The 16,599-nt window shown below is 72.2% G+C and carries 21 protein-coding genes; 17 read left to right on the top strand and 4 right to left on the bottom strand.

The window, feature by feature from the left end:
* The first annotated feature begins 9 nt into the window (after window positions 1-9).
* The 3 genes from ACSHWB_RS36790 (at window position 10) to ACSHWB_RS36780 (ending at window position 1,787) form a co-directional block, all read left to right on the top strand.
* Window positions 10-1,101 (top strand): carboxylate-amine ligase, encoded by a 1,092-nt coding sequence (locus tag ACSHWB_RS36790; RefSeq protein WP_439657918.1) that lies wholly within the window; start codon window positions 10-12, stop codon window positions 1,099-1,101.
* A gap of 67 nt (window positions 1,102-1,168) precedes the next feature.
* On the top strand, window positions 1,169-1,558 hold the full coding sequence (locus ACSHWB_RS36785; protein ID WP_439657917.1) for an AMIN-like domain-containing (lipo)protein: 390 nt from the start codon (window positions 1,169-1,171) through the stop codon (window positions 1,556-1,558).
* A 34-nt stretch (window positions 1,559-1,592) separates the two neighbouring features.
* Window positions 1,593-1,787 (top strand): hypothetical protein, encoded by a 195-nt coding sequence (locus tag ACSHWB_RS36780; protein ID WP_439657916.1) that lies wholly within the window; start codon window positions 1,593-1,595, stop codon window positions 1,785-1,787.
* A 30-nt stretch (window positions 1,788-1,817) separates the two neighbouring features.
* On the opposite strand, the gene ACSHWB_RS36775 is transcribed toward ACSHWB_RS36780, so the two are convergent.
* A complete protein-coding gene (locus ACSHWB_RS36775) occupies window positions 1,818-1,949 on the bottom strand; it encodes a hypothetical protein (RefSeq protein ID WP_439657915.1) in 132 nt (43 codons plus the stop codon).
* 47 nt (window positions 1,950-1,996) lie between these two features.
* Complete coding sequence (locus tag ACSHWB_RS36770) at window positions 1,997-2,920, bottom strand: MBL fold metallo-hydrolase (protein WP_439657914.1); 924 nt, start codon at window positions 2,918-2,920, stop codon at window positions 1,997-1,999.
* A 145-nt stretch (window positions 2,921-3,065) separates the two neighbouring features.
* Here ACSHWB_RS36770 and hypF point away from each other — a divergent pair, with 145 nt between their 5' ends.
* From hypF to ACSHWB_RS36720, 10 genes are all read left to right on the top strand, one after another.
* Entirely contained in the window at window positions 3,066-5,258 is a 2,193-nt protein-coding gene (hypF, locus tag ACSHWB_RS36765; RefSeq protein WP_439657913.1) for a carbamoyltransferase HypF, read from the top strand.
* On the top strand, window positions 5,258-5,506 hold the full coding sequence (locus ACSHWB_RS36760; RefSeq protein ID WP_439657912.1) for a HypC/HybG/HupF family hydrogenase formation chaperone: 249 nt from the start codon (window positions 5,258-5,260) through the stop codon (window positions 5,504-5,506). The genes hypF and ACSHWB_RS36760 overlap by 1 nt, the downstream gene beginning before the upstream one ends.
* Window positions 5,503-6,606, top strand: a complete 1,104-nt coding sequence (hypD, locus tag ACSHWB_RS36755; RefSeq protein ID WP_439657911.1) for a hydrogenase formation protein HypD — start codon at window positions 5,503-5,505, stop codon at window positions 6,604-6,606. Before ACSHWB_RS36760 ends, hypD begins: the two co-directional genes overlap by 4 nt.
* A complete protein-coding gene (gene hypE / locus ACSHWB_RS36750) occupies window positions 6,603-7,628 on the top strand; it encodes a hydrogenase expression/formation protein HypE (protein ID WP_439657910.1) in 1,026 nt (341 codons plus the stop codon). The genes hypD and hypE overlap by 4 nt, the downstream gene beginning before the upstream one ends.
* A gap of 107 nt (window positions 7,629-7,735) precedes the next feature.
* A complete protein-coding gene (locus ACSHWB_RS36745) occupies window positions 7,736-8,806 on the top strand; it encodes a 4Fe-4S dicluster domain-containing protein (RefSeq protein ID WP_439657909.1) in 1,071 nt (356 codons plus the stop codon).
* Window positions 8,803-9,267, top strand: a complete 465-nt coding sequence (locus ACSHWB_RS36740) for a Crp/Fnr family transcriptional regulator (protein ID WP_439657908.1) — start codon at window positions 8,803-8,805, stop codon at window positions 9,265-9,267. The genes ACSHWB_RS36745 and ACSHWB_RS36740 overlap by 4 nt, the downstream gene beginning before the upstream one ends.
* Entirely contained in the window at window positions 9,264-10,046 is a 783-nt protein-coding gene (locus tag ACSHWB_RS36735) for an FAD/NAD(P)-binding protein (RefSeq protein WP_439657907.1), read from the top strand. Before ACSHWB_RS36740 ends, ACSHWB_RS36735 begins: the two co-directional genes overlap by 4 nt.
* The gene (locus ACSHWB_RS36730; protein ID WP_439657906.1) at window positions 10,046-10,783 is read left to right on the top strand and encodes an oxidoreductase; all 738 of its coding nucleotides are present in this window, start codon (window positions 10,046-10,048) and stop codon (window positions 10,781-10,783) included. The genes ACSHWB_RS36735 and ACSHWB_RS36730 overlap by 1 nt, the downstream gene beginning before the upstream one ends.
* A complete protein-coding gene (locus ACSHWB_RS36725; RefSeq protein ID WP_439657905.1) occupies window positions 10,780-12,075 on the top strand; it encodes a Ni/Fe hydrogenase subunit alpha in 1,296 nt (431 codons plus the stop codon). The genes ACSHWB_RS36730 and ACSHWB_RS36725 overlap by 4 nt, the downstream gene beginning before the upstream one ends.
* The gene (locus ACSHWB_RS36720; protein ID WP_439657904.1) at window positions 12,072-12,500 is read left to right on the top strand and encodes a hydrogenase maturation protease; all 429 of its coding nucleotides are present in this window, start codon (window positions 12,072-12,074) and stop codon (window positions 12,498-12,500) included. Before ACSHWB_RS36725 ends, ACSHWB_RS36720 begins: the two co-directional genes overlap by 4 nt.
* Before the next feature lie 18 nt (window positions 12,501-12,518).
* Here the strand turns inward: ACSHWB_RS36720 and ACSHWB_RS36715 are convergent, their stop codons facing one another.
* Window positions 12,519-13,112, bottom strand: a complete 594-nt coding sequence (locus tag ACSHWB_RS36715) for an Rv1733c family protein (protein ID WP_439657903.1) — start codon at window positions 13,110-13,112, stop codon at window positions 12,519-12,521.
* A gap of 285 nt (window positions 13,113-13,397) precedes the next feature.
* On the opposite strand from ACSHWB_RS36715, the gene ACSHWB_RS36710 reads away from it, so the two are divergent.
* On the top strand, window positions 13,398-14,135 hold the full coding sequence (locus tag ACSHWB_RS36710; protein WP_439657902.1) for a calcium-binding protein: 738 nt from the start codon (window positions 13,398-13,400) through the stop codon (window positions 14,133-14,135).
* Between the two features lie 349 nt (window positions 14,136-14,484).
* On the opposite strand, the gene ACSHWB_RS36705 is transcribed toward ACSHWB_RS36710, so the two are convergent.
* Window positions 14,485-14,913 carry a DUF2267 domain-containing protein gene (locus tag ACSHWB_RS36705; protein ID WP_439657901.1) on the bottom strand — a complete coding sequence of 143 codons (429 nt, stop codon included), beginning with the start codon at window positions 14,911-14,913 and terminating at the stop codon, window positions 14,485-14,487.
* On the opposite strand from ACSHWB_RS36705, the gene ACSHWB_RS36700 reads away from it, so the two are divergent.
* The 3 genes from ACSHWB_RS36700 (at window position 14,912) to ACSHWB_RS36690 (ending at window position 16,595) form a co-directional block, all read left to right on the top strand.
* Entirely contained in the window at window positions 14,912-15,091 is a 180-nt protein-coding gene (locus ACSHWB_RS36700) for a hypothetical protein (RefSeq protein WP_439657900.1), read from the top strand. The genes ACSHWB_RS36705 and ACSHWB_RS36700 overlap by 2 nt on opposite strands.
* 161 nt (window positions 15,092-15,252) lie before the next feature.
* Complete coding sequence (locus ACSHWB_RS36695) at window positions 15,253-15,699, top strand: hypothetical protein (protein WP_439657899.1); 447 nt, start codon at window positions 15,253-15,255, stop codon at window positions 15,697-15,699.
* Window positions 15,696-16,595: a hypothetical protein gene (locus ACSHWB_RS36690; RefSeq protein WP_439657898.1), complete on the top strand. Its 900-nt coding sequence runs from the start codon at window positions 15,696-15,698 to the stop codon at window positions 16,593-16,595. The genes ACSHWB_RS36695 and ACSHWB_RS36690 overlap by 4 nt, the downstream gene beginning before the upstream one ends.
* The last annotated feature ends 4 nt before the right edge of the window (window positions 16,596-16,599 follow it).

The following is a 16,599-nucleotide window of genomic DNA, read 5'->3' as shown; positions in this document are numbered from 1 at the left end:
GGTGGAGTCGTGAGCACCGCGCTGACGTTCGGCATCGAGGAGGAGTACCTGGTGCTCGACGCCGTCACCAGGCGCCCGTCGCCGGTCGGCGCGCGGAGCGTGGAGCATTTGTCCGATGTGGACTTCCACCGGGAGTTCTCCGCGGCACAGGCCGAGTTCGCGACGCCGGTGTGCCGGGATCTGGCCGCGGCCGGCACCGAGCTGGTCCGCGGACGAACGACGCTCGCCGAGGCCACGCGCGACCGCGGCGCGTTGGTCATCGCCTCGGGGACTCCACCGCTGGGCCGTCCGGGACCCCCGCCGGTCACGGACGAGCCGCGCTACCGGCGGATGGCGCACCGGTTCGGCATGCTCACCGAGGACCAGGGCGTGTGCGGATGTCACGTGCACGTCGGCGTCCCGGACGTCGACCAGGCGATCCGCGTGAGCAACCACATCCGGCCCTGGTTGCCCGCGTTGTTGTTGCTGGGAGCCAACTCACCGTTCTTCGACGGCCGCGACACCAGGCACGCCAGCTGGCGGACGGTCGTCTGGTCGCGGTGGCCCGTCGTGGGAGTGCCCCCGCACTTCCGCGACGCGCAGGAGTACCACGACCTGGTCGGCCGGCTGCTCGACGCCGAGGTCGTCACCGACGCCGGAATGATCTACTGGTACGTCCGGCCGTCCCGGCACGTGCCGACCGTCGAGGTGCGGGTGGCGGACGTCGCGACGACCGTGCCGGAAGCCCTGCTGCAAGCCGCGCTGACCCGAGCGCTCGTCAGCGTCGCACTGGCCTCGGACCACCGGCCGGACGTGCCGGACGCCCTGCTGCGCGCCGCGTGCGCGCAGGCTGCGCTCGTGGGGCCGGACGGACGCTGCCTCGATCCGTTCAGCGGCACGGCGACCGGCGGCTGGAAACTGGTGGACCGCCTGGTGCGGCACGTGTCGCCCGCTCTGCGCGCCGCCGGGGACGTGGACTTCGTCGAGAACCAGATGTCCTGGTTGCGCGCGCACGGCGGTGGTGCGGCACGGCAACGCCGCGTGTTGCTCGAACGCGGCGGGCTGACCGCCGTCGTGGACCACCTCGCGGCCGCGACCACCGGAACGGAACCGCTGTGGTGACAGGCCCTGTCCCGCAGGGACCTTGGCCACTGCCCCGTGCCATTCCGTTCTCGCGATGCTCACCTGAGTGGTCGCGGCCAGTGGCGCCTCGACCCTGGTCGCGATCCGGGCGGCACATCACCCCGGCCACGACCGCGTCGTGTTCGAGTTCAGCGGACCGGTCCCCGCGCAGCGGGTGACCGGCTACGTCCCCGATCTCGCCGGCGATCCCTCCTGGCTGCCCGTTCCGGTCGCCGCAGACGCGATCCTCCAGGTCCGCATGGCCTCCGCGCGAGGCCACGACGACAACGGCAACGGGACGTACAGGCCGACGCGGCGCACCTACCCGCTGCCCGACGTCATCCAGATCGTGAACTCGGGCGACTTCGAGGGCGTGCTGACCTTCGGAACGTCCACTTCCTCGGCCGATTCGAGTCCGGAGTCCCGTCTTACACCCGTGCCGTCACACGGCCGGTGATCCGCCGGCCACCGGGCTCACCAGTCTGCCCATTGTGGACGGGATCGCGCGGGTGCGGCTCACCGGCGGCTGTTCCAGCCACGGCTCGACCTTCTCGGTGGCCGACGAGATCATGCCGACGCTCAAGCAGTTCAGCTCGGTGCGCTGGGGCAAGATCTACGACCCGCAGGGCGACACCGAACGTCCCACCGGGCAGACCGACTCGATCCCCGAGTGCCTGGAGCCCTGAGGAGGTGCCGCCATCAGGCGAACGGCGCGTTCACCCCAGGTGTCCGTTCAGCCTGACCTCGTGGTCGTCGGGCTGGTTCTGCGCCTCGGCTGTCTCGTCCGAGCTCGTGCTCTCGGTCAGCAGGTCCGCGGCGAGCGCATCGAAGATCGGTGTACTCGTCATGCCAGCCACTGTGTGGCATCTCCCGCCCTGGAGGAAAGGGGCCGCTCTCAAGCCTGGCCGGAGGGGCCGAACGGGTCCGAGGGCTGCCACGCCACCGGCAGCAGGACCTCCACGGCGTCACGTGCGGAGAGCGTCGAGAGCCGGCGCAGGGTGGTGTCCAGGTCGTCGGCCGGGTACGGCATCGGACGCAGCGGCCGGTCCAGTGAGACGAAGAAGTCGTCCCAGTGGATCAGCACCACCCTGCGCGCGCCGGTCGCGCGCACGACCTCGTCCCAGTAGGCCTCGACGTAGCGGGCCGGCTGTCTGCCCAGCGCGCCGACGCCCAGGTACACCACGTCCGCGCGCGTGCCGTGCAGCGCGCCTGGCCGGAAGCCCGCGCTCGCGTGCAGCAGCAGTCGCCCGCACCGATGCGACACGAGGACGGAGTACACGGCGCCGGTGCGCCACTGCCTGCTCCGGCCGGGTGGCACGAGCGGGGCGTCCACGGTGCCGGGAAAGCGGTCGCCTGGGCTGTGCTCGGACTCGAGGAACGTCAGCTCGAACCCGCCGTAGACGAGGGTGTCGCCCTCGCCGACGACGCGCAGGCTCTGCTCCGGCACACCGAGTCCGCGCCCGATGTTCGCCGTGGACTCCGAGCCGACCAGCTCGGCCTGGGCCGACAACGCCCACACAGGTGCGTCCAGCGCGTGGTCGTAATGCGAGTGCACGCAGACAACGGCCGCGATCGGCGGTGAACCGAGCCGTTCGATCGCCGCTCGGACCACCCGCTCGTCGGGCGCGATCCTGCCGAACACGACTCTGGCCAGTCCCGGCCGCGTGACGAAGCCGTCGCTGAGCACCGCCGTGTGCCCGTCGCTGAGCAGCACCGAGCTCGTGCCGAGGAACCACGCCGTCACACCGCCGCCGGCCGTGCCGGGCTGCAGCTGCGCCGAGTAGCGCTCCAGGCTCGGACGGCTCGACCACAGCTTCACCGGCCCATCATGCCGGATCAGGTGATCAGGCGTCCGCCACAACGGTCCCTGCCCTCCGGGGACCTAGGCCCCTGCCCCGCACCGTGCTCCCGATGTGAGGTTCATGGGGAGCGGGCAGGCCATCGCGACAGCGGGAGCAGCGGCTGTGATCACGACCGAACGCATCGAGGTGCACGGCACCGTGCAGGGTGTCGGGTTCCGTCCGCACGTGTTCCGCCTCGCGACCGAGCTCGGCCTGCGCGGCGACGTCCGCAACGTCGGTGGGTACGTCGTGATCACCGCCTCCGGACCGCCCGACGCGCTCGGCGAGTTCCGGCAGGCGCTGCACGAGCGCGCGCCACGCCATGCGCGCGTCGACCGCGTCACGGTCACCCCTGCGGCCGACGTCGGCCATTCCGGGTTCGTCGTGCGGGACAGCGGGTTCGCGGACGGCCCGCGCGCCATCGTTCCCGATCTCGCGACCTGCGACGCCTGCGTGGCGGAGCTGTTCGACCCCGGTGATCGCCGCTACCGGTACCCGTTCGTCAACTGCACCGACTGCGGTCCGCGGGCGACGATCGTCGAGTCGGTGCCCTACGACCGATCCCGCACGACCATGCGCGGCTTTCCGCTGTGCGCACTGTGTTCCGACGAGTACCACGATCCGGCCGACCGCCGGTTCCACGCGGAGCCGGTGGCGTGCCCTGCCTGCGGTCCCCGGCTGCGCTGGGGTGACGTGACCGGTGACGAGGCGTTGCGCCTGGCCACCGGGACCATCGCGCGAGGTGGTGTCGTCGCGGTCAAGGGCAACGGCGGCTACCAGCTGGTCTGCGCTGCCGGGGACGAGCAGGCAGTCGACCGGCTCCGCGAGCTGAAACACCGGCCGCGCAAGCCGTTCGCCGTGATGGTGCGCGACCTCGCGCAGGCACGCGATTTGTCCGATGTGGACGATCAGGCGGCCGGGCTGCTGCAGTCCCCCGCCGCACCGATCGTCGTGGTGCCGTCGCGCACCGGAGGCATGGACGTCGGGCTCTTCCTGCCCTACAGCCCCCTGCACCACCTGCTTCTGCACGACCTCGCCCGTCCGCTCGTGGTGACCAGCGGCAACCTCTCCGGCGCGCCCATCGAGATCCACGACGACGAGGCGGAGTCGAGGCTGGGGCCGCTGGTGGACGGCCTCCTCGCGCACGACCGGCCGATCCTGGCGCGCTACGACGACTCGGTCGTCCGCGCCGGACGGATGGTGCGCAGGGCCAGGGGTTTCGCGCCAGAGCCGATGCCCTTGCCCGTGTCGTCACCGGCTCCCGTGCTGGCGCTGGGCGCGCAGCTCAAGCACACCGCCGCGCTCGTGACGGGCGACCGCGCGACGCTCGGGCCGCACACCGGTGACCTGGAGAACGCCGAGACGCTCAGCGCGTTCGAGAGCACGGTGGAGACACTGTGCCGGTGGCAGCGCGTGCAGCCGGAGTGGTGTGCCCACGACCTGCATCCCCGCTACCTCTCGACCCGGTACGCCGAGCGGTGGCCGCGGGATCGCCGCATTCCCGTGCAGCACCACCACGCGCACGTCGCGGCGACCGCGGCGGAACACGGTGTGCGAGGCCGGTTCGTCGGTGTCGCCTACGACGGACTGGGCCTGGGCGACGACGGCACGTTGTGGGGTGGTGAGATCTTCCTGACCACCTACCGGGACTACCGGCGGGTGGCCAGGTTCGGCCGCGCCCCGCTGCCCGGTGGCGAGGTCGCGGTGCGCCGGCCCGCCAGGATGGCGCTGGGTTACCTCCACGGCGCGGAGGACTTCGGCGCACCGTCCATTCCGGACCTCCGTCCGGCGCCGGACACCGGTCTCGTGCGGCGCATGATCGAGCGGCGGGTCAACAGTCCGCTCGCGTCCAGCGCGGGCAGGCTCTTCGACGCCGCGGCGTCGTTGCTGGGCCTGTGCGACGAGAACTCCTATGAGGGAGAAGCCGCCGTGCTGCTGGAGTCGGCCGCCTCGGGGCACTCCGGTCCGGCACTGGACTGGAAGCTGCACCGGCGCGACGGGATGTGGGTGTACGACCCGGTGCCCACGTTGCGCGACCTCGTCACGTCCGGCGATCCGGCCGGCGTCGCCGCCGCGCGGTTCCACACCACCGTCGCGGAGGTCACCGCGGCGCTGGTGCGCGAGGTGGCGGGCGGGATCAGGACGGTGTGCCTGGGCGGCGGGGTGTTCCAGAACCGCAGGCTCGTCGACGAGGTGGCCCTCGGGCTCGACGGCTTCCGCGTGCTCGTCGGCGAACGCGTGCCGGTCAACGACGGCGGGATCGGCTACGGGCAGGCCGCCGTGGCGGCGGCGCTGCTGTCGGGAGGGGAATGCTGATGTGCTTGGGAATTCCGGGCCGGATCGTGAGCGTCGCCGACAACGACGAGCCCCGCACGGGCGTCGTCGACTTCGACGGTCTGCGCAGACCGGTGTGCCTCGCGTACACCCCGGAGGCGCAGGTCGGCTGCTACGTGATCGTCCACGTCGGTTTCGCGATCAGCGTCGTCGACGAGGACGAGGCGGCGAAGACGCTGGCCGTGCTGCGCGCCATGCCGGACGCGATCGAAACGGAGCTGGGGCCGTGAAACACCTGGAGGAGTACCGCGATCCCGTGCTGGCACGGCGTCTGCTGGCCGAGTTGCGCGCCACCGCCACGACCCCGTGGACGATCATGGAGGTCTGCGGCGGTCAGACGCACACGATCGTGCGGCAGGGCATCGACGAACTGCTGCCCGCCGGCATCCGGATGATCCACGGACCGGGCTGCCCCGTGTGCGTGACACCGCTGGAGACCATCGACAAGGCGCTCGCCATCGCGGCACGACCGGACGTGGTCTTCACCAGCTACGGCGACATGCTCCGCGTGCCGGGCACGTCCGGCGACCTGCTGGCGCTCAGGGCCAGGGGCGCGGACGTGCGGGTGGTGTACACGCCACTGGACGCGGTGCGCATCGCGCGGGAGAACCCCGACCGGCAGGTGGTGTTCCTCGCGGTCGGTTTCGAGACCACCGCACCGGCCAACGCGATGGCGGTGCTGCACGCCGCGGCGTCCGGGGTGGCCAACTTCAGCGTGCTGGTGAGCCACGTGCTGGTGCCGCCGGCGATCACCGCGCTCATGGACGACCCGGACACGCAGGTGCAGGCGTTCCTCGCGGCCGGGCACGTCTGCGCGGTCATGGGCTGGACGGAGTACGAGCCGATCGCGGACACCTACCGCGTGCCGGTCGTGGTGACCGGGTTCGAGCCGCTGGACCTGCTGGAAGGCGTCCTGATGGCCGTGCGGCAGCTGGAAGAGGGCCGTGCCGAGGTCGAGAACCAGTACGCCCGCGCCGTGCGCCGGTCCGGCAACCCGGCTGCGCAGGAGGCGATGCGCCGGGTGTTCCAGGTGAGCGACCGGACCTGGCGCGGCATCGGCCCGATCCCGCGCAGCGGGCTGGTGCTGCGCGCCGAGTTCTCCCGCTACGACGCGGAACTCCGTTTCGACATCGGCGATCTCGTCACCCGCGAGTCGCCCGACTGCATCGCGGGCGACGTCCTGCGCGGCACCCGCGTGCCGACCGACTGCGTCGCGTACGGACGTACCTGCACCCCGAGAAACCCCCTGGGCGCACCGATGGTGTCCAGCGAGGGCACCTGTTCGGCGTTCTTCAACGCCGGCCGCACACTCACCGTGGAGCACCGATGAGCCTTTCCTGCCCCGTCCCGCGAGTGGAGACCGAACGCGTCCTGCTGGGCCACGGCTCCGGCGGTCAGCTCATGGCCGAACTCCTCGCCGACGTCATAGCCCCCGAACTCGGCCTCACCGAGCCGATGGAGGACGCCGCGCTGATCGGGCTGGACCAGGTGTTCAGCACCGACAGCTACGTCGTGACGCCGCGGTTCTTCCCCGGCGGCGACATCGGCTCACTCGCCGTGCACGGCACCGTGAACGACCTCGCCATGCGCGGCGCCCGCCCGGTCGCGCTGAGCCTGGCCTACATCATCGAGGAAGGCCTGCCGATCTCGGAACTGCGCGCCATCACGCACTCCGCCGCGGCCGCCGCGCGTGCGGCGAACGTCCCGATCGTCACCGGCGACACGAAGGTCGTGGGGCGTGGTGCCGCCGACGGCCTCTACATCACCACCACCGGTGTCGGCGTCCGGCTGCGTGACGCGTGGCCTTCCGCGGCGAGCGCGGTCCCCGGTGACGTCGTGCTGGTGTCCGGGCCGATCGGGCTGCACGGCGTCTCGATCCTCAGTGCCCGCGAGGGACTCGGCTTCGAGGCGGACGTCTGGTCCGACACCCAGCCGCTGCACGAGCTCGTCGCCGCGATGATCCGCGCGGGCGGCGCCGGCGTGCACGCGTTGCGCGACCCCACGCGCGGCGGTCTGGCCGGCTCGCTCAACGAGATCGCCGCGGCGTCCGGGGTGTGCGTGGAGGTCGTCGAGTCGCGGGTGCCGGTGCCCCGGTCCGTGGCCGCGGCCTGCGACCTGCTCGGCCTGGACCCGTGGCACGTGGCCAACGAGGGCTGCCTGGTGGCCTTCGTGGCACCGGACGCCGCCGACGCCGTGGTGAAGGCGATGCGCGGCCTGCCGGAGGGCGTGGACACCACCGTCATCGGCGAGGTGACGCACGGGGTACCGGGGCGGGTCCTCGCACGCACCCTGGTCGGGTCGTCCCGCGTGGTGGACGTGCTGGTCGGCGAACAGCTGCCCCGGATCTGCTGACAGGGCGTGCTTCCAGGACCGAAGCGCCGCGCCGCGCGGGCCTTTCGTCACTGGGAGCGGCGACCGCTCGTCGTGACGATGGAGGAGAAGCCCCGAGGAGGACCGCCATGGACGTGGTACTGGACTTCACCGGACTCGACGCGCTCATCGGCGCGCTCCGCGAGGACGGCCGGACGGTCGTCGGTCCCGTGCACCAGGACGACGCGATCACGCTCGCCGAGCTGACGTCCGCCGCGGACCTGCCGAGCGGCTGGGGCGTCGAGACGGGTCCCGGTCACTACCGGGTGCGCCGGAGGCAGGACGACGCGGTCTTCGGGCACTCGGCTGGACCGCAGTCGTGGAAGTCGTTCCTGCACCCACCGCGCCGCGCACTGGTCTCCAGCGACAGCAACGGATTCCACGCCGCGGAGGTGCCCACGCCGGACTACGCGTTCCTCGGTGTGCGGCCGTGCGACCTCGCCGCGATCGCGAAGCTCCGGCAGATCGTCGGGGGCCGGGCGCCTTTCGTGGTGGCGGCGCAGTGCACCGAACCCGGCGAGGTGTGCTTCTGCTCGTCGATGGGCTGCGGCCCCGGTGCCGGCCAGGGCTACGACATCGCGCTGACCGAGCGGATCGACTCCGCCGGCCACCGGTTCCTCGCCACCTCCGGCACGACCGGCGGCGCCGACGTGCTCGCCCGCGTACCCGCTCGCCCGGCCACCACCGAGGACGTCACGACGGCCGAACAGGACGTCGCGGCGGCGGCAGGGCGGATGGGCCGGGCCATGCCCGAACTGGACCTGCGCGACCTGCTCGCCGCCAGCCGGGACTCCGGCCACTGGGAGAGCGTCGCGGAGCGCTGTCTCACCTGCGGCAACTGCACGATGGTGTGCCCCACGTGCTTCTGCGTCTCCGTCGAGGACACCACGGACCTGCACGGCGGCGCGGAACGCTCCCAGCGCTGGGCGTCCTGCTTCGAGATCGACTTCTCCTACCTGCACGGCGGCGCCGTGCGCGCGTCCGGCGCGGCGCGGTACCGGCAGTGGATGACGCACAAGCTCGGCACGTGGCACGACCAGTTCGGCACGTCCGGGTGTGTCGGTTGTGGACGGTGCATCGCCTGGTGCCCGGCCGGGATCGACATCACCGAAGAGGCCGCTGCTCTCGGCCGCGACCACGACGCACGGGGTGAACGATGATGACAACGCCGGCTACCAGCCTCGACGCCCTCCCGCTGCTCGCGAACCTGTCGCACACGCAACGTGCCGCGATCGCGGGGGTCAGCCAGATCAAGTCCTACGACGCGGGCACGCGCCTGTTCGACGAAGGAGGTCTGGCCGACCAGTGCTGGGTGGTGCTGTCCGGGTGCGTGATGCTCGACGCGCTCGTCCCGCCCCGCGATCTCGTCGTGTTGCAGAGCATCGGGCCGGGTGAGCTCATCGGCCTGTCGTGGCTCGTGCCGCCCTATCGCTGGCACTTCGGCGCCACGGCGGTGTCGCCGACCCGGGCGGTGGTGGTGGACACCGCCGCGCTGCGCTCGCTCGCCGAGGGTGATCCGGCGCTGGGCTACCAGCTGGCGCTGATCCTGCTCGAGGCGTTGCTGAACCGATTGCAGGCGACCAGGATCAGGCTGCTCGACCTCTACCGGAACCCCTCATGACCTGGGTTCCGGTCCCCTACCGGGTCGTGACGCGCACAGTCGAGACGCACGACTCCGTGACGCTGGCGCTGCGGCCGGTCGGAGAGTCGCTGCCCGCGTTCCGGCCCGGTCAGTTCGCGATGCTCTACGCGCACGGCGTGGGCGAGGTGCCGATCTCCATCAGCGGGATCCCCGATGACGGCACGCTGCTGCACACCGTGCGCGCGGTCGGCGCGGTCAGCCGTGCGTTACACGACGCCCAGCCGGGAACGGTGCTCGGCGTGCGCGGCCCGTTCGGCACGGCCTGGCGGCTCGACGACGCCGAGGACCTGCTCGTCGTCGCGGGTGGCATCGGCCTGGCCCCGTTGCGGCCCGTGCTGAGCCACCCCACCAGGCGCACCGTGCTCGTCGCGGGTGCCAGGACGCCGCGAGATCTCCTGTACGCGGACGAGCTCGCGCGGCTGTCCGATGTGGACGTGGTGCTGACCGTCGACCGCGGCGACCACGACTGGCACGGGCGGATCGGCTTCGTCACCGAGCCGCTGGCGTCGATCCCGCTCGACCCCGGCCGCACGACGGCGCTGTTGTGCGGACCGGAACCGATGATGCGCTTCTGCGCCAGGACGTTGCTCGGGCGGGGCGTGCCACCCGAGAACATCCAGGTGTCGCTGGAACGCAACATGCAGTGCGGTGTCGCGCTGTGCGGGCACTGTCAGCTCGGCCCGCTGCTGGTGTGCCGGGACGGGCCGGTCACCGGCTACCCGGTCGCCGAACCTCTGCTGCTGGCGAAGGAGTTGTGATGCCGACCATCGCGGTGTGGAAGTTCACCTCCTGCGACGGCTGTCAGCTGACGTTGCTCGACTGCGAGGACGAGCTGCTGCCGTTGACGGACCACGTCCGGATAGCGCACTTCCTCGAAGTGACCAGTGTCAGCGAACCGGGTCCGTACGACATCTCGATCGTCGAGGGATCGGTGACGACACCCGAGGAGGCCGAACGGATCCGGTGGATCCGCGAGCAGTCCGCGGTACTGGTGGTCGTGGGCGCGTGCGCGTCCTCCGGTGGCATACAGGCGTTGCGGAACTTCGCCGACGTCGACGAGTTCCGCTCGATCGTCTACGCCCGGCCAGAGCACATCACCGCGCTCGCCACCTCCACGCCGATCTCCGACCACGTCACCGTCGACCACGAGCTGCGCGGGTGCCCGATCGACAAGGGGCAGCTGCTGGAGGTGCTCACGGCACTGCTCGCCGGACGGGCGCCCGACCTTCCCGACACCAGCGTGTGCACCGAGTGCAAGCGACGCGGACTCACCTGCGTGCTGGTCGCGCGGAACACGCCGTGCCTGGGCCCCGTGACGCACGCCGGCTGCGGCGCGCTGTGCCCCGCGGTGAATCGGGGCTGCTACGGCTGTTTCGGCCCCATGAAGCAACCGAACGTGCCCGCGCTCGTGCCGTTGCTGCGGCGCAGCGGGCTCGGCGACGACGAGCTGGAGATGGTGTTCCGCACCTTCAACGCCAACGCGGAGTGGACATGACGCATCGCGCGAACCGCACCCTGCAGGTCGCGGGTCTGGCCAGGGTCGAGGGCGAGGGCGCGCTGCACGTACGCACCGTCGGCGGCGAGGTGGACCGGGTCGAGCTCAACATCTACGAGCCGCCGCGGTTCTTCGAGGCGTTCCTGCGGGGCCGCGGCTTCCGCGAGCCACCGGACATCACCGCGCGCATCTGCGGCATCTGCCCGGTGGCGTACCAGATGAGCGCGTGCCTGGCGATCGAGGACGCGTGCGGCGTCGAGGTCGGCGGCACGCTGCGGCTGCTGCGCCGGCTGTTGTACTGCGGAGAGTGGATCTCAAGCCACTCCCTGCACATGTACCTCCTGCACGCACCGGACTTCCTCGGCTTCCCGGACGGCATCGCGATGGCGCGCGAGCACCGGCCGCTGGTCGAACGGGGGCTGGCGCTGAAGAAGGCGGGCAACCAGATCATGGACCTGGTCGGCGGGCGCGCCATCCACCCCGTCAACGTGCGGATCGGCGGGTTCTACCGGGTGCCCACCGCCGCGGAGCTGCGACCCCTGGCCGAGACGCTGCGCCGGGCGCTGGACGACGCGCTCGCGACCGTCAGCTGGGTCGCCGGGTTCGACTTCCCGGACGTCGAGGTGCCGCACGACCTGCTGGCGTTGCGCGACACCGACGGCTATCCGCTCGACCGCGGCACGCCGCACGTCAGCACCGGGCTCGCCTTCCCCGTCGCCGAGTTCGGCGATCACGTGGTGGAGCACCAGGTCCCGCACTCGACGGCGCTGCACGCCCGGCTCGACGGCGAGGTGTTCCTCGTCGGCCCCCTGGCCAGGTACAGCCTCAACCACGACCGCCTGTCCCCCGTCGCGCGGCAGGCCGCCGATGCGGCCGGGCTCGGTCCGGTGTGCCGCAACCCGTTCCGCGGCATCGTCGTGCGCGCCGTCGAGGTGGTGTACGCCGTCGAGGAGGCCCTGCGGATCATCTCCGCCTACGAGCGGCCGGAATCCCCGAGCGTCGAGGTCGCTCCCCGTGCCGCGATCGGGCACGGCGTCACCGAGGCGCCGCGCGGCCTGCTCTACCACCGGTACGAGCTGGGCCCGGAGGGCCGGATCCTCAGCGCGGACATCGTGCCGCCCACCTCGCAGAACCAGACCGCTATCGAGGCGGACGTGACCCACGTCGTGCGCACGCACCAGCACCTCGACGACCACGCGCTGCAGTCGTTGTGCGAGCAGACGATCCGCAACTACGACCCGTGCATCTCGTGCTCCGCCCACTTCCTCGACTTCACCAGGGAGCGGGTGTGACCAGCGTGGTGATCGGGGTGGGGAACGAGTACCGCCGCGACGACGGCGTCGGACCGGCCGTGGCGCGTGCCCTGGCCGCCCTCGGTGTCCGCGCGGAGCTCAGCGACGGTGATCCCGTCCGGCTCATGGAGTCCTGGGAGGGCGCCGACGTCGTCGTGATCGTGGACGCGGTGCGGTGCACGCCGGCGGTACCGGGCCGTTGGCACCGCACGACTCTGCCGTGCACCGTCCCGGCGGCGAGCACGCACGGGTTCGGGGTGCCCGAGGCCGTGGAACTGGCCGAGGCGCTCGACCGCCGGCCCGAACATCTCGTCGTGTACGCGGTGGAGATCACCGACACCGGTTTCGGCACCGGCCTGAGCCCGGCCGTCGCCGCCGCGGTCGCCCCGCTCACCACCGCCGTCCAGGCCGAGCTGTCTTCCTGACGGCCACCCCTGGGGCCGTCAGCGTGCGGTCCAGTCCGACGAGATCCGTTCCCACTCCACCGCCCACCGGCGGGCGCGGAGCCGCTTGTGCGTGCACCGCACCGCCAGGAACAGCGCGAGCATCACGGCCGACACCCCCGCCCAGAGCACGACCGCCAGCACCACCGCCTTGACCACGGCGCCTCCGGTGGTCAGCGCCGCCCCGGCGGGAACGCCGTCCTGATCCACCCAGATCGGCACGGTCCCACCGGCCTTGCGGCCGTGAGCGGCCCGGACGGCCCCCTGCCTCTGCTTGCCGTCCGGTCCGCGCCACGTCGCGAACACGAGTGCGGACTCCACCGGCCCGTCCGGGTCCACGAACCCGCTCACCGGCGGCGCGTCCTCCAGCAGCACGGCCGCCACCTGCTGCCGCGTCTGCCGCTCACCCGCCGACTGGATCGACTGCGCGGCGTAGTACTCCGAGCCCACCGCACCCGAGATCGGGAGGGCCAGCAGCACGACAGCCACCACCACGACGAGCACAGCGCCCTCGACGCGGTCCCCCGCGGTCGCGAGGCTGTTGCGGCCGGGAAAGGCCTGCCGGACAACCCGGGTGAACAGCTTCGCGTCCACGGCGCACCTCCGTGGTCGAGGTTTGCGCACGCAAGTGCCCTCGTCCCAGGGCCTTTGGTCCCGTTGCGCGGGAAATGTCGGGTGACGGCCGATCGACCTGAGGCGGAAGTCCCTGGTGCGTCAGGGAACTCGCGGGAAGACTGTGCACCGCGTCGGCGCGCCGGACGCAGATGTCACAGTCGCACCATCCGCGCGCTGACGTCCAGACGCGAAAAGTGTTGTCCCGCAACCGATCCTCGACATGGCCCCTTGGTTCGGCATGGCGTGAGCCGAGAAACTGCGGACATGGACACATCTCGAAGGTCGGTCGTTCCCCCGCTGCTGGTGGCCGCGGGACTGATGCTCTGGCCGGTGCACACCGCGGCGGCGCAACCTGCTCCCACGTGCAACGGACTTCCCGCCACGCAGGTGGGCACCAACGGCAACGACGTGCTGTTCGGCACGAACGGGCCGGACGTGTTCGTCGCACTCGGCGGTGACGACGTCGTGTTCGGCATGGCCGGCAACGACACCGCGTGCCTGGGAGCAGGCGCCGACGAGTTCTTCGGCGGCGCGGGCAACGACTGGGCCGCCGGGGATGCCGGCGCGGACACCCTCAACGGCGAGGCGGGTGCCGACACGCTGAACGGCGGCGAGGGTCCCGACCGCCTCGACGGAGGAGTGGGCAACGACACGCTCACCGGCGCCGAGGCGGCCGACGTCATCGAGGCCGGAGCGGGCGACGACACCGTCAACGCCGGTGCGGGGGCGGACTCCGTGTCCGGCGGTGACGGCGACGACACCCTTGACGGTCAGGGCGGCGCCGACCGGATGAGCGGTGGCGCCGGCAACGACCGGCTCACCGGCGGGGCAGGTGTCGACGACCTCGACGGAGGAGACGGCAACGACGTCGTCAGCGGTGACGCGGGCAACGACACCCTGACCGACCCGTCGGGACTGGACGTCGGTGACGGCGGCGCGGGTCCCGCGGACCGCTGCGACTCCCGCTTCGAGTCGCTGTCCGACTGCGAGGTCATCTTCTGACCGGATCCCTCCGGCCGGACCCCGGCACGGCGCGACCGGGAGACCGCGAGGCCGCGAGCCCCGACCGAGCGGCTGTCCCTCTTCCGGTCGTGCCGATCCCGTCGTTCCCCGCGTCGAGGCGGGGCGCCAACGGACCGAAACGGGTCGTCGGCGCCGCGCCCGGTGACCTTCGTCCGTGAGAACGACGATGGCGCGGTCCCTGGACCCGTGCGCGCGACCCGGTCTTGGACGCGTGCACGAGTCCGGCCGGAGTCGCGTACACCGCGGCCACGTGGTGGCTGCGACCGCAGCGAACGCTCAGCCGCCGGGCGTCAGCACGGTGCGGACAGGCCCTCCCGCGCCTGCCTGTTCACGGCAGCGGGGCGAGCACGCGACGGACATCCTCGGGAAAGTGCGCGAGCACCTTGTCCAGCATGCCGTCGGAAAGGTGGTGCGGCACCACGGAGGCGACCGCGGCCGTCGCGGTCGTCACGTCCTTGCGCGCCACGTTCGCCTCGCCGGCCAACCGTGCGGCGCACTGCTCGGCGTCGTACTTCTCCGGCACGCGGCTCGGGTTCCAGCCCTCGTAGTACATCCCGCGCACCAGCTCCGGGAGCTGTGCGGCGAAGTGCGCGCTCACCTCGACGGTCAACCGGTCCCGCAGCAGGTGCAGCCACGCGCGCAGCACGCGGTGCGCGAACTTCCGGTCTTCGGTGGGAAAAGCCTCCGCGACGTCTCGCACCAGTTTGTCAGCGCTCTCCAGGGCGTGGTCGAACACGCCCGTTCTCGTCGTCGTCATGACTCCATCCGACTCCACGTGGCGGGTGTGGACCACTGTCGTTCGTCTTGCCGGTCGAGTGACGAACGGCCTGTCCTCGCCGTTCGGACCGCACGGCGTCGAGACGGGCGAACGCGCGGCACTCGACCGCCCGCCGGGCTCTTCCGGTGAGCCCACCCGCAGATCGACCGGTGCGTGACGAGAAGGTCGAGGTTCTCGCCGTTCGACATCCCCTGCTCGCCCGGCGGCAGCAGGGCGCCCACCGTCCTCAATGGACGAAGAGGGCAGGGGACTTGGTCCCGGCCCGGTGGGGTTGGAGGACCCTGACGGGCCGCGGGACGGCGTGGCCAGCATGGAGGGGTGACCGGCCTTCGCGACCTCCTGCAGCGCTACCGCCCGGTGGGGACACCGGGCGCCGCGGCACGGCCGGGGGTGCCCGCCGATCGCGCGACCGAGGTGGCGACGGAGCTCGAACCGGTGCTCGCGCTGCTCGCGGACACCGAGGACGAGATGCGGCGCCTGCGCGCCGCCGCGCGCGAGGAGGCGCGCCGGATCCGGGAACAGGCCGCCCATCAGGCGGAGGAGCTCGTCGACGCGGCACGGGACCAGGCCGTGGAAGTGCGGTCACAGGAAGCCGCGCGCGCACGAGAGGAGGCGGCGCCCGATGGCGAACTGCTCGTCGACGCCGCGCGGGACCACGCGCGCCGCATGCACGAGCGCGCCAGGACGTTGATGCCCGAGTACGTGGCCCGTGCGGCAGCGACGGCGCTGCGCGGCATCGCGCGTGCGAATGCGGAGAAGCGATGAGCGCGGCGTGGATCGCGGGAGGCGTGCGCGCGCGGGCGTTGTTGCGGCGCCGGACCGGCGCGGTCGGCGCGCGGGAGATCGCCGGGTGCTCGTCCACGGCGGAGGCGACGGGGCTGCTCGCCGCCGGCCCCTACCAGCGCGACGTGCGGGCCGGGCAGTCGCTGGAGCGGGCCGAGCACGGTGTGGCGGCGACGTTGCTGTGGCACCTGAGGGTGCTCGCCGGATGGCAACCGCGCGCGGGCGCCGAACTGGTCCGGTTGCTCGCCGGGTGGTTCGAGGTGGCCAACGTCGTGGAGCACGTGCGCGCACTGGCCGGCGCGGCGGCGGGTGAGACCTTCCGGCTCGGCACGCTCGCCACCGCGTGGCCGCGGCTCGCCGCCACGTCGTCGCTCGCGGAGCTGCAGCTCGCGCTCGCGGCCTCCCCCTGGGGTGATCCGGGAACCGCCGATCCACGGCGGATCGTCGCCTCCGTGCAGCTCGGATGGGCGTCGAGGGTCGCAGGTGGTGTGCCGCAGGCGCGGGAGTGGGCAGCGGGAGGCGCGGCACTGCTGGTCGCGCGCGAGAGGTTCCAGCTCGGTCACCCGGTGCCCGGCTCGGTGCTGCTGGGGGACGTCGGACAGCTCGATCTCACCGACTTCGCCGCACGGTTGCCGGGCGAGGCGGCGTGGGCGCTCGCGGGTGTCACGGATCCCGATGAACTGTGGCAGGCCGAGGAGAACTGGTGGACGCGCGTGGAGAGCGACGCGCGCAAGCTGGTGCGCGGACGAGGTTTCGGCCCTGGCGCGGTGGTGGGGTGCGCCGCCCTGCTCGCGGTCGACGCCCGCCGGGTGCGGGCCGCGCTCGAGTGCGCCGCGCGTGGCGGGCGGCGGCTGGAGGCGTTCGATGCCATCACATGACGCG

This window comes from Lentzea sp. HUAS TT2 (assembly GCF_051853195.1).
Taxonomy (GTDB): Bacteria; Actinomycetota; Actinomycetes; order Mycobacteriales; family Pseudonocardiaceae; genus Lentzea.
The sequence above is the reverse complement of the archived record's forward strand: the minus strand, read 5'-3'. Positions and strand labels throughout refer to the sequence as shown.

Bases quoted from the DNA above. Each gene is read 5' to 3' on its own strand.
- ACSHWB_RS36760 (WP_439657912.1), top strand. From the start codon at position 5,258: ATGTGCTTGGGAATTCCGGGCCGGATCGTGAGCGTCGCCGACAACGAC.
- ACSHWB_RS36705 (WP_439657901.1), bottom strand. From the start codon at position 14,913: ATGACGACGACGAGAACGGGCGTGTTCGACCACGCCCTGGAGAGCGCT.
- ACSHWB_RS36745 (WP_439657909.1), top strand. From the start codon at position 7,736: ATGGACGTGGTACTGGACTTCACCGGACTCGACGCGCTCATCGGCGCG.
- hypE (WP_439657910.1), top strand. From the start codon at position 6,603: ATGAGCCTTTCCTGCCCCGTCCCGCGAGTGGAGACCGAACGCGTCCTG.
- ACSHWB_RS36690 (WP_439657898.1), top strand. From the start codon at position 15,696: ATGAGCGCGGCGTGGATCGCGGGAGGCGTGCGCGCGCGGGCGTTGTTG.
- ACSHWB_RS36740 (WP_439657908.1), top strand. From the start codon at position 8,803: ATGATGACAACGCCGGCTACCAGCCTCGACGCCCTCCCGCTGCTCGCG.
- ACSHWB_RS36775 (WP_439657915.1), bottom strand. From the start codon at position 1,949: ATGACGAGTACACCGATCTTCGATGCGCTCGCCGCGGACCTGCTGACC.
- ACSHWB_RS36730 (WP_439657906.1), top strand. From the start codon at position 10,046: ATGCCGACCATCGCGGTGTGGAAGTTCACCTCCTGCGACGGCTGTCAG.
- ACSHWB_RS36725 (WP_439657905.1), top strand. From the start codon at position 10,780: ATGACGCATCGCGCGAACCGCACCCTGCAGGTCGCGGGTCTGGCCAGG.
- ACSHWB_RS36700 (WP_439657900.1), top strand. From the start codon at position 14,912: ATGACTCCATCCGACTCCACGTGGCGGGTGTGGACCACTGTCGTTCGT.
- ACSHWB_RS36735 (WP_439657907.1), top strand. From the start codon at position 9,264: ATGACCTGGGTTCCGGTCCCCTACCGGGTCGTGACGCGCACAGTCGAG.
- ACSHWB_RS36710 (WP_439657902.1), top strand. From the start codon at position 13,398: ATGGACACATCTCGAAGGTCGGTCGTTCCCCCGCTGCTGGTGGCCGCG.